5 protein-coding genes are annotated in these 11144 nt (G+C 43.5%); 4 read left to right on the forward strand and 1 reads right to left on the reverse strand.

All coding sequences use genetic code 11. The features are described from left to right. Window positions 1–140: 140 nt before the first annotated feature. On the reverse strand, window positions 141–611 hold the full coding sequence (locus GD631_RS15195) for an HU family DNA-binding protein (protein WP_143260282.1): 471 nt from the start codon (window positions 609–611) through the stop codon (window positions 141–143). A gap of 463 nt (window positions 612–1074) precedes the next feature. On the opposite strand from GD631_RS15195, the gene GD631_RS15200 reads away from it, so the two are divergent. The 4 genes from GD631_RS15200 to GD631_RS15215 all read left to right on the forward strand — a co-directional run bounded on the left by GD631_RS15200 (window position 1075) and on the right by GD631_RS15215 (window position 11081). Continuing rightward, complete coding sequence (locus GD631_RS15200) at window positions 1075–4374, forward strand: glycosyl hydrolase (RefSeq protein WP_143260283.1); 3300 nt, start codon at window positions 1075–1077, stop codon at window positions 4372–4374. A 116-nt stretch (window positions 4375–4490) separates the two neighbouring features. Then, window positions 4491–5924: a sialate O-acetylesterase gene (locus GD631_RS15205; protein WP_074559017.1), complete on the forward strand. Its 1434-nt coding sequence runs from the start codon at window positions 4491–4493 to the stop codon at window positions 5922–5924. Window positions 5925–5957: 33 nt separating this feature from the next. Next, entirely contained in the window at window positions 5958–8240 is a 2283-nt protein-coding gene (locus GD631_RS15210; protein WP_143260284.1) for a DUF5703 domain-containing protein, read from the forward strand. A 186-nt stretch (window positions 8241–8426) separates the two neighbouring features. Beyond that, window positions 8427–11081, forward strand: a complete 2655-nt coding sequence (locus GD631_RS15215; RefSeq protein ID WP_143260285.1) for a glycoside hydrolase family 2 protein — start codon at window positions 8427–8429, stop codon at window positions 11079–11081. Window positions 11082–11144 lie beyond the last annotated feature (63 nt).

Below are 11144 nucleotides of genomic sequence, written 5' to 3' on the forward strand. Positions count from 1 at the left end.
TTGGGCAACCGTGAATTCATCATTGCCCAACGGTGAATTTGCCATCAGGCAACGACAATTTTGCTCATTATCGTCCAAAATGTCAAAAAAATAAGGAAAGCTTATCAAGCTTTCCTTATTCAAAAAGACTAAAGTAAAAATTAAGCAGCAGGGTCCGGAGCTTCCCCTCCTGAATCTCCTCCCGATGCCCCACCATTATTACCACTTTCGGTAATTGTAGTTCCATCTCCGAACAATTCAATACTTGCTCCACCAAGCATTGCCTTAAACTTACTTCCCGGAGTAAATACGATTTTTCTACGAATGATGGTATGTACATTCACATCATCCTCCTTATCCTGACTCTCTGCATTGATTGCTGGACGAAATGAACCAAATTCATCCAATTTAACCGAAAAGCCCTCTTCTAAAAAAGAGACCATAGTGTCTTGCAATCCTTTTAGCACCACATCTACCATAGAACGGTGAATACCGGTTCGCTGATTGACTTCATCACACAACTTCTTATAATTAAGACTTCCCGCAAGTACGTTAGCGGCTACATACTTTTCGACTTTGTTCTCTTTGTCGAAACACAATACAATTTTTTTCTTCTTATACCTAAGACTCATTTTAAAATTAATATTATATATAAATACTAAAAAAAGAAGCCACACATCTGACTTCCGTGCAAAGATAATATCTTATATTTGATTTAAAAACAGAAACAGTGCATTTATTTTAAAAGCTTGTTTTTCAATTATTTATATAAATATATATCAATAATTAGTAATAAATAAATTATTATATTATTATAAATAAAATCTTCTAATAAATTGCATCTTAGTTATTTTACGTTTTAAATATAACAATAAAAATATTATATATTAAAAAATGCTACTATGTTGAGTTAATTTACGGTATTTCAAAAACTATCTATCAACGCTTTGATTCTTTCTATATTGCATCTTCGTCAAATACTTGGTGTGCAATAGGGAAGTGTTTGGATTGTTTTCAATGAGTCACGAAATTATATTAATAGTGAGTACAAAACAGACCTTTTTTCGTCTTCTTTATTGTAAAATATAAATTGGAATGAAAAATCGACTGAAACAACAAATATTTGCACTTTCTTTATTGGCATGGACAGCCGTATACCCTGCCGATGCACAGCAAACACGCTCACTTCGCGATCAATTCTTAAACCCTTCTGACGAAGCAAAACCCTGGACCTTTTGGTATTGGATGTATGGTGCCGTGTCTAAAGAAGGGATTACAGCCGACTTGGAGGCAATGAAACATGCCGGATTAGGAGGTACTTATCTGATGCCGATTAAAGGTGTTCATGAAGGTGCCCAATACGATGGCAAAGCGCAGCAGCTAACTCCCGAATGGTGGGAGATGGTGCGTTTCAGCATGGAAGAAGCAGATCGTTTGGGGCTGAAATTGGGGATGCACATTTGTGATGGTTTTGCATTGGCGGGAGGTCCCTGGATTGCTCCCGAAGAATCCATGCAAAAAGTGGTTTGGAGTGATACGATTGTAAACGGAGGAAAGTTGATGGCTATTCGCTTGCCACAACCGGAAGCCTATGAAAATTATTATGAAGATATTGCATTATTCGCTTTGCCGGTAGAAGACGCAGCGGACGAAATGCAGGCAAAAATTACCTGTGTCAATCTAGCCACGACAGGAAACGTAAAAGCTGCTCAAACAGTGAATATGGATGCGGCAGGAGTGATCCGTTCTTCATATCCCTGCTATATCCAATATGAATACGGAGAACCTTTCACTTGCCGGAACATCGAAATCGTTTTAAATGGTAATAATTATCAGGCACACCGCTTGAAAGTAATGGTCAGTGACGACGGAGTGAATTATCGTTTGGTTAAGCAATTGGTCCCTGCCCGTCAGGGATGGCAGAATACGGATGAGAATTCAACTCATAGCATTCCTCCGACTACTGCCCGTTTCTTCCGTTTCTACTGGACTCCTGAAGGAAGCGAACCGGGAAGTGAAGATATGGATGCTGCCAAATGGAAGCCCAATCTGAAAATAAAAGAATTACGCCTGCACCGGGAAGCCCGTCTGAACCAATGGGAAGGAAAAGCCGGACTGGTATGGCGTGTCGCTCAAGCGACTAAAGAAGAGGAAGTTGGGAAACAGGATTGCTATTCACTTTCACAAGTCATCAATCTGACAGAGCAATATACCGGTCATTCGAATGGAAAAACATTGACCGCCACTCTCCCCAAAGGAAAATGGAAATTACTCCGCATGGGACATACGGCTACCGGACATACCAATGCGACAGCGGGAGGCGGAAAAGGATTGGAATGTGATAAGTTTAACCCGAAAACGGTACGGAAGCAATTCGATAACTGGTTTGCGCAGGCATTTGCAAAGACCAATCCCGAAGTAGCCCGTCGCGTACTGAAATATATGCATGTCGACAGTTGGGAATGTGGCAGCCAAAACTGGAATAAGCGTTTCGCTATTGAATTTCAGAAACGTCGTGGTTACGATTTGATGCCTTATCTACCTCTATTGGCAGGTATTCCGATGGAAAGTGTCGAACAAAGTGAAAAGATTCTGCGAGACGTACGTACTACCATATCAGAACTCGTCGTAGATGTGTTTTATCAGGTATTGGCGGACTGTGCGAGAGAATATGATTGCCAGTTTTCGGCAGAATGTGTGGCTCCGACGATGGTAAGCGATGGTCTACTACATTATCAAAAAGTAGATCTTCCGATGGGTGAATTTTGGTTGAACAGTCCTACACATGACAAGCCGAATGATATGCTCGACGCTATTAGCGGAGCACATATCTACGGAAAGAATATAATTCAGGCTGAAGGATTCACCGAAGTGCGTGGCACGTGGGATGAATACCCCGGAATGTTGAAAGCCTTGTTGGATCGTAATTACGCATTAGGAATCAACCGCCTTTTCTACCATGTATATGTACATAATCCCTGGCTGGACCGCAAGCCCGGCATGACATTGGATGGTATCGGACTATTTTTCCAACGGGATCAGACCTGGTGGAATAAAGGGGCAAAAGCCTTTTCCGAATATGCTACCCGTTGCCAGTCGTTGTTGCAATATGGGCATCCGGTAACAGACATCGCAGTCTTTACAGGTGAAGAAGTGCCGAGGCGTTCGATATTACCGGAACGATTGGTTCCCTCTCTGCCGGGAATCTTCGGTGCAGAACGAGTGGAAAGTGAACGCATCCGTCTGGCCAATGAGGGACAGCCTTTACGTGTACGCCCGGTAGGTGTTACTCATTCAGCTAACATGGCTGATCCGGAGAAATGGGTGAATCCGCTTCGTGGATATACATACGATAGTTTTAATAAAGATGCATTACTTCGTTTGGCGAAAGCAGAAAACGGACGAATAACGTTGCCGGGTGGAGCAAGTTATAAAGTGCTGGTACTGCCTCTTTCGCGTCCAATGAATCCCGAACCTGTATTGTCATCGGAAGTACAGAAGAAAATCAATGAACTAAAAGAAGCTGGCATTTTGGTACCTTCTTTACCTTATACAGAAGAAGATTTTTCCGTGTATGGCTTGGAACGTGACATGATCGTGCCGGAAGATATTGCCTGGACGCATCGTCGTGGCGAACTTGGCGAACTCTATTTCGTAGCCAACCAAAAGGACGAAACACGCACGTTTACTGCAAGTATGCGTATTAACGGTAAGAAACCGGAATGTTGGAATCCGGTGACGGGTGAGATGAATATTCATCCTTCTTATCGTATCAACGGAAACCGGACGGAAGTTACTCTCACATTGGCTCCTAATGAGTCCGTATTCATCGTATATCCTGCGGAGGGAGTACATGAAGGCTATGGAGCGAACTCTTCCAAACTGCAAAAGGAGAAAAAAGATACAGCCAAAGAGCCTTTAAACATAGCTTTGGAAGCAAAAGAATATACTATAACCTTTGCAGCTAACAAGAAAACGCTTACACGAAAAGAACTCTTCGACTGGAGCCAAGAATCGGATGAACAGATACGTTACTATTCGGGGACAGCGACCTATAAAACCACTTTCCGCTGGAAAAATAAACCGAATAAAGACCAACAGATTTATCTGAATCTGGGAACAGTTTATAATTTGGCAACTGTTCGTGTGAATGGTGTAGATTGTGGCACAATCTGGACAGCTCCTTATCGTGCAGATATTACAGGTGTCCTGAAAAAAGGAACTAATGAGCTTGAAATAGAGGTTACAAATACTTGGGCGAATGCACTGACAGGAGCTGATGAAGGAAAAGCGCCGTTTGATGGCATTTGGACTAATGCAAAATATCGCAGGGCAGAGAAAACGTTGCTTCCGGCAGGATTGCTCGGACCTTTGAGTTTTTCTACCACAGAATAAAATAGATTTTTAAGGCACGGATTACGCGGATTACACGGTTTATGAGAATCGTATTACATAAAGTAACAGCGCAATCCATGTAATCCGTGCCCAATTCATTATAATATAGCTAAAGTATGAAAAGTTCAATTATTAAAACAGGTACAATGTTGGCAGGTTTTCTGCTTGCTGCCTGCCTGTCAACACACGCAGAAGTAAAGCTACCGGCTATTTTTTCTGATGGCATGGTGATGCAGCAACAGACCAATGCAAACCTTTGGGGGACGGCGACTCCTCATAAAAAAGTAACAGTGACCACTAGTTGGAATGGAAAACAATATGCAGCAACAGCAGATAAAAATGGGGCATGGAAACTGACAGTAGCCACTCCCGAAGCTGGAGGCCCTTATACTGTGACCTTTGATGATGGAACCCAAAAGACACTGAATAATATTCTGATAGGCGAACTTTGGCTTTGTTCCGGACAAAGTAATATGGAAATGCCGATGAAAGGCTTCAAAAACCAACCGGTAGAAAATGCCAATATGGACATTCTTCACAGCAAGAATCCGCAAATCCGTCTGTTTACGGTGAAACGTACTTCTACATTCACTCCGCAGAATGACGTTATCGGTTCGTGGAAAGAAGCAACCCCGGCCAGCGTCCGTGATTTCAGCGCAACAGCCTATTATTTCGGGAGACTGGTAAATGAAATATTAGATGTTCCGGTTGGGTTGGTTGTAGCAGCCTGGGGTGGTTCCGCCTGTGAAGCATGGATGACGGCAGACTGGCTGAAAGCCTTCCCGGAAGCGAAGATTCCTCAAACGGAAGCCGACATAAAATCTAAAAACCGCACTCCGACCGTGCTTTATAACGGTATGTTACATCCGTTAATCGGTATGACCATGAAAGGAGTGATTTGGTATCAGGGCGAAGATAACTGGAATCGTGCCCATACGTATGCTGATATGTTTACCCGATTGATTAACGGTTGGCGTGCCGAATGGAAACAGGGTGATTTTCCCTTTTATTATTGCCAGATAGCTCCGTATGATTACGGGATTATTACCGAAAAAGGAAAGGATGTGATAAATTCGGCATATCTCCGGGAGGCACAGGCAAAAGTAGAACATCGTGTAGCTAACAGCGGTATGGCTGTATTACTGGATGCAGGAATGGAAAAAGGTATTCATCCCGCAAAGAAACAGGTTGCAGGTGAACGTCTGGCACTTCTGGCTTTAACTAAAACGTATGGAGTGGAAGGTGTAAATGGCGAAAGTCCTTATTATAAAAGCATTGAAATAAAGAACGACACCATAGTTGTCAGCTTCGAACGTGCCAATATGTGGATCAGCGGCAAGAACTGTTTCGAATCGAAAAACTTTCAGGTAGCCGGCGAAGATAAAGTTTTTTATCCGGCTAAAGCATGGATAGAACGTAGTAAGATGCTGGTGAAAAGCGATAAAGTGTCGCACCCGGTAGCTGTTCGATATTGTTTTGAAAACTATGTGGAAGGAGATGTATATTGCGACGGATTACCTTTAGGATCTTTTCGTTCGGATGATTGGTAATCGTAAATAGACAAGGTAAAAGATGAAAAATATATGAAGAGATTTTATCTGATTATAACCATACTGTTTGTTGGCGTGTCGGCTCTTTGGAGTCAGCATGCCAATGTCATTTGGAATACTCCCAGTCGTAATTCTTCTGAATCTATGCCCTGTGGTGGTGGAGATATTGGGATGAATATATGGGTAGAAGACGGTGATGTTATGTTCTATGTGAGCCGTAGCGGTACATTCGACGAAAACAACTGCCAGTTAAAACAAGGGCGTGTACGTCTCCGTCTGTCACCCAATCCTTTCAAAGACGCTAAAGATTTTCGTCAGGAGTTGAAGCTGAAAGACGGATATGTAGAAATCGCGGCAGGAAACACACAGATACAATTTTGGGTAGATGTTTTTCATCCAGTTATACATGTAGAGGTAACAAATGCACAACCGTTGCAGACTGAAGTCTTTTATGAAAATTGGCGCTATCAGGAACGACCTGTCAGAAAAGGAGAGGGGCAACAGTGTTCCTACAAATGGGCTCCCCCGAAAGGCTCTGTGACAGAGGCCGACTGTGTTTCCGTGAACACAAATCAACTTCTGTTCTATCATCGCAATCCCGAACAGACCGTTTTTGATGTAGTTGTGGCTCAACAAGGGATGAACGAAGTTAAATCTCAAATGATGAATCCTTTGAAAAACTTGACTTTCGGAGGAACTCTTTTTGGTGAAAACTTAGAATTTGCAGGTACTGCGGATGATGTATATGCCGGAACAGACTATCGTGCCTGGAAATTCCGTTCTTTCAAAGCAGCCAGGAAAGAACATTTCTGCATTGTGTTGCATACAGACCAGACAGAAACAATAGAAGAATGGGAGCAGGGAGTACAAACAGCTTTGCATAGAATAGCCCCCAAAGGTAAAGTTTCATCGAAGACTATCATACAGGATAAAAAACAGACCCGTTCGTGGTGGAATTCCTTTTGGCAACGTAGTTTTATCGAAGCAGAAGGAGAAGCAAAAGAAATAACTGTAAACTACACCCTTTTCCGCTATATGCTGGGATGTAATGCTTATGGCAGCGTACCGACTAAATTCAATGGCGGACTATTCACCTTTGATCCTTGCCATGTCGATGAAAAACAATCTTTTACTCCCGACTACCGGAAATGGGGAGGTGGCACGATGACTGCACAGAATCAACGTTTAGTATACTGGCCAATGCTGAAAAGCGGAGATTTTGATATGATGCCTTCCCAGTTTGATTTTTATAACCGCATGTTGAAGAATGCAGAACTCCGGAGCCGTGTATATTGGCAACATGATGGAGCTTGCTTTAGCGAGCAGACCGAAAATTTCGGTTTGCCGAACCCCGCAGAATATGGTTTCAAACGACCGGACTGGTTCGACAAAGGATTGGAATATAATGCCTGGCTGGAATATGAATGGGATACGGTTCTTGAATTCTGCCAAATGATATTGGAAACAAAGAACTATGCAAATGCTGATATTACCCCTTATTTACCTCTGATCGAGAGTTCGCTGACATTCTTCGACGAACATTATCGGCAACTGGCCTCCTGCCGGGGACGGAAAGCGTTGGATGGCAACGGACATCTGATTCTTTTCCCGGGCTCTGCCTGTGAAACATATAAGATGACCAATAACGCAAGCAGCACCATCGCCGCACTGAAAGTTGTATTAGAAACCTATGGAAAGAAAGAGGAGATGCTAAAAACAATACCTCCGATTCCATTGCGATACATAGAAGTAGGAGATTCATCGCTTTTAAAACAAATAATCGCCCCCGCTGTAAGTTGGGAGCGAATCAATAATGTAGAAACGCCACAACTATACCCTGTATTTCCGTGGAGGATTTACGGAGTAGGCAAAGAGAAGCTGGATATAGCACGTAATACCTACTTTTATGACCCGGATGCAATCAAGTTCCGTTCGCATACCGGATGGAAACAAGATAATATATGGGCTGCTTGTTTAGGCCTGACCGAAGAAGCAAAGAAATTATCTTTAGCCAAATTATCAAATGGACCGTATCGTTTCCCCGCATTTTGGGGACCGGGATATGACTGGACACCCGATCACAACTGGGGAGGTAGCGGCATGATAGGACTTCAGGAAATGCTATTGCAAACAAATGGAGAACAAATACTCCTTTTCCCAGCATGGCCGAAAGAATGGAACGTACATTTCAAACTTCATGCTCCGGGCGAAACAACAGTAGAAGCCACTCTCAAAAACGGAAAAGTGACGGACTTGAAAGTTTTACCGGAAAGTAGAAAAAAGGATATTATCATAATGATTGAAAATGAGAAATGATAGTTCACCACAGAGGACACAGAGTTCTTCTCTCTCTTTCCGCAAGTAAAGAAGAGCGACAAATACGATTATAAATATGTGAGACCCTGTGTTACTCTATAGTGAATAAAAAAGATTAAACCTCTGTATCCTCTGTGGTGGAAAATAAATTATCATTTAACGAATGAAATATATAAATAAAGAATTATGAATAAAAGACCATTTATCATCTTATCAGCTTTTCTGTTGCTATTCTTCTTGACAGAAAAAGGGCAGGCTACAGAAACTTACCGTCCCGAGACATCGGTTGCCGGATTCATCCAGCTTCCCGGTAGCGGGCGACAAGTCTATAATTTCAATCCGGGATGGCGCTTTTTCCGAGGTGATGTCCGGGGAGCAGAAGCGGTAAACTTTGATGACCGTTCCTGGAACGTCGTTTCCACTCCTCATACCGTAGAGTTGATGCCGGCCGAAGGCAGCGGATGCCGTAATTATCAGGGACCGGCTTGGTATCGTAAACACTTTGTCCTCCCCGCCGAAACAAAAGGGCAACGGGTGGTGCTTCATTTTGAAGCAGCTATGGGCAAACAGATTCTATATCTGAATGGTAAACGCATCCAGGAACATCTGGGAGGTTATCTACCTTTTACTTTAGACTTGACTGCCAATGGCGTACAAGCCGGAGACTCCTGTCTGCTCGCTGTTTTCACAGACAACAGTGATGACAAATCCTATCCTCCCGGAAAACGTCAATACACATTGGACTTTGCTTATCATGGTGGCATTTATCGTGATGTATGGATGATTGCCAAATCTCCGGTAGCTATTACTGATGCTATTGATTCACAAACCGTTGGCGGTGGAGGTGTATTCGTTCATTTTGATAAGATCAGTGAAAAGAGTGCGCAGGTATATGTAAACACCGAAGTTCAGAATGACGACACCCGTTCCGAGTCAGTCACTGTAGAAACGACATTGACAGATGCGGATGGAAAAGTAATCAAACGCAGTTCAGGAAAACTTTCTTTAAAGCCGGGAGAGAAAAAATCCATCCGTCAACAGATGGAAGTAAAGAATCCTACTCTTTGGTCACCGGATACACCTTATTTATATAGTGTACAATCACGTATTAAAAAAGGAAATAAATCCATTGACGGAGGCATTACCCGTGTCGGTATTCGTCTGGCAGAATTCCGTGGTAAAGACGGATTCTGGCTGAATGGCAAACCTTTCGGGCAACTGGTAGGAGCCAATCGCCATCAGGACTTTGCTTATGTAGGCAATGCTTTGCCGAACTCACAGCAATGGCGTGATGCCAAACGTCTGCGTGATGCCGGATGCACCATTATTAGGGTAGCCCACTATCCGCAAGATCCTGCCTTTATGGATGCCTGCGACGAGCTCGGTCTGTTCGTGATTGTCGCTACTCCGGGATGGCAGTACTGGAACAAAGACCCTAAGTTCGGGGAGTTGGTTCATCAGAATACCCGCGAAATGATTCGTCGTGACCGTAATCACCCTTCCGTATTGATGTGGGAACCCATCTTGAATGAAACCCGCTATCCGCTTGATTTTGCCTTGAAGGCTCTTGAGATTACCAAAGAAGAATATCCCTATCCGGGACGTCCGGTAGCAGCTGCCGATGTCCATTCTGCCGGAGTGAAAGAGCATTATGACGTTGTTTATGGCTGGCCGGGTGATGATGAAAAAGAAGACAAGCCGGAGCAATGTATCTTTACCCGTGAATTCGGGGAGAATGTAGATGACTGGTATGCTCACAACAATAATAACCGTGCCAGCCGCAGTTGGGGAGAACGTCCGTTACTGGTACAGGCTATGTCTTTGGCAAAGAGTTATGACGAGATGTACCGCACGACCGGTTTGTTTATCGGTGGCGCCCAATGGCATCCGTTCGACCATCAGCGTGGCTACCATCCGGATCCTTATTGGGGCGGTATTTATGATGCTTTCCGTCAGAAGAAATATGCGTATGAAGTATTTCGCAGCCAGTCGCCTGCCAATCTCCAACACCCATTGGCAGAATGTGGCCCAATGATATCCATTGCTCATGAAATGTCGCAGTTCTCCGATAAAGACGTAGTTGTATTCACAAACTGTGATTCGGTCCGTCTTTCTATTTATGATGGAACGAAAACCTGGACGAAACCGGTAGTTCATGCCAAAGGGCATATGCCGAATGCCCCCGTTGTATTTGAGAATGTCTGGGACTTTTGGGAAGCACGCAGATATAGCTATACACAAAAGAACTGGCAAAAAGTGAACATGGTTGCCGAAGGGATCATCGATGGAAAAGTGGTATGCACTCAAAAGAAAATGCCTTCCCGACGTTCCACCAAACTACGCCTTTATGTAGATACTCAAAAAGTGAACCTGGTAGCTGACGGTTCTGACTTTATCGTCGTAGTTGCTGAAGTAACCGATGATAGTGGAAATGTGCGCCGTCTGGCAAAAGAGAATATCGTTTTCACAGTAGAAGGTGAAGGAGAAATCATCGGAGATGCTACTATTGGCGCCAATCCCCGTGCGGTGGAGTTCGGCTCTGCTCCGGTGTTAATTCGTTCTACCCGGAAAGCCGGAAAAATAAAGGTGAAAGCCCGCGTACAGTTTGAGGGCACTCAAGCTCCGACAGCTACTGATATTGAACTGGAAAGCGTTCCTGCAGAACTCCCTTTCTGCTATGATGAACAAGCTTACGAAACACAAAGGACAACACCGTCCACTCTCAATACGAACCCTGGCAAAGAACCATCTGAAGGAAAAGTACAACTGACAGAGGAAGAACGCCAACGGGTGTTAGATGAAGTAGAACGCCAACAGACTGAATTTGGAACTGAAAAATAGTATGATAAAAGTAATTGCACTATTCAAAAAAAAAGACTATCTTTGAATACGTTTAATTCCAAT

The sequence above is a fragment of the Bacteroides luhongzhouii genome, assembly GCF_009193295.2.
GTDB classification, from domain to species: Bacteria; Bacteroidota; Bacteroidia; order Bacteroidales; family Bacteroidaceae; genus Bacteroides; species Bacteroides luhongzhouii.

Bases quoted from the DNA above. Each gene is read 5' to 3' on its own strand.
- GD631_RS15205 (WP_074559017.1), top strand. From the start codon at position 4,491: ATGAAAAGTTCAATTATTAAAACAGGTACAATGTTGGCAGGTTTTCTG.
- GD631_RS15200 (WP_143260283.1), top strand. From the start codon at position 1,075: ATGAAAAATCGACTGAAACAACAAATATTTGCACTTTCTTTATTGGCA.
- GD631_RS15210 (WP_143260284.1), top strand. From the start codon at position 5,958: ATGAAGAGATTTTATCTGATTATAACCATACTGTTTGTTGGCGTGTCG.
- GD631_RS15195 (WP_143260282.1), bottom strand. From the start codon at position 611: ATGAGTCTTAGGTATAAGAAGAAAAAAATTGTATTGTGTTTCGACAAA.
- GD631_RS15215 (WP_143260285.1), top strand. From the start codon at position 8,427: ATGAATAAAAGACCATTTATCATCTTATCAGCTTTTCTGTTGCTATTC.